Source organism: Oleiphilus sp. HI0067 (assembly GCF_001635735.1).
This window is the reverse complement of the sequence record NZ_LWFI01000017.1, coordinates 1-990: the sequence shown is the minus strand read 5'-3', so window position 1 is coordinate 990 and position 990 is coordinate 1. Positions and strand designations below refer to the sequence as shown.

The window sequence follows — 990 nt, the reverse complement described above, 5'->3', positions numbered from 1 at the left end:
AATGAGAATGCAGCATCTCATTTTTATTTTACTTCTTCTAATTTCCTCAATCTCACGGGCCGATTTCGTAGCAGCGCCTGATTTTCATCTTAAAGAATTAGCTAACGACACGATGCATCGGTTGAGTGATTACCGTGGTACGGTTATCTATCTCGATTTTTGGGCGTCGTGGTGTGGGCCTTGCCGACAATCGCTACCGGCGCTAGATCGCTTGCAAAAGGAATTCTCACCAGACGACTTTCAAGTGATTGCGATTAACTTAGATGAAGACTCAGCTGAGGCGCTTGGATTTCTAGCGGATTATCCGGTTGACTATACCGTACTGACAGAAAAAACAGGAAAGACACAGCGGGCATATCACTTGGTCGGTTTACCTTCCTCGTTTCTTATAGATCAACGAGGAGAGGTGATTGGTTCGTTTCAGGGTTTCAAGCCTGATCACATTCCGAAAGTAAAAAGAGCGGTGAACTATCTCTTAGAGGAATGATCCTTACGATACTGCGAAGGACTTCGTTCACTCCAGCGCTTAAAGGCATGATTAAACGCGGCGGCTTCTTGGTAACCCAGTTTCAGAGCGATTAGCTCAATACTTAATTGTGACTCGCTTAACCAGCGTTTTGCTTTCTCGAATCTCACTTCATCCAACACGTTCTGAAAGCTGCTATCTTCGTCGCTTAACTTTCTGCGTAAAGTTCGTTCTGACATACCAAAGGTTTGAGCAGCTTCCTTGGCTTTAGGAATGTCATAACTAAACATCAAAAGATAGTTCTTCAATGCATCAGTGAGCGTTTCTTCTTTTTGACTTGATTCGAACAGAATCTGCTCGCATTGCTCACGATACATGTCGAATGCGTTTTTATTCGCTTGAGGGAAGGGCTGTTTCAGTAGCGCGGTTGGAATCAGTATGCGATTGCTTTGCATGCCAAACAACACTCGGCAGCCGAAAGCTTTTTCAAACTTAATACGATCTTGTTTTTTTGGCGTGACAGT

The 990-nt window shown here is 43.9% G+C and carries 2 protein-coding genes; one reads left to right on the top strand and one right to left on the bottom strand.

Translation table 11 applies throughout. From position 1 onward, the window contains the following. On the top strand, nt 1-487 hold a 487-nt coding region (locus A3739_RS00520; RefSeq protein WP_068475957.1), incomplete at its 5' end, for a TlpA disulfide reductase family protein. On the opposite strand, the gene A3739_RS00515 is transcribed toward A3739_RS00520, so the two are convergent. Continuing rightward, the coding region (locus tag A3739_RS00515; RefSeq protein WP_156502200.1) for an AraC family transcriptional regulator at nt 469-990 on the bottom strand (522 nt) is incomplete at its 5' end. The two genes, A3739_RS00520 and A3739_RS00515, sit on opposite strands and share 19 nt — an antisense overlap.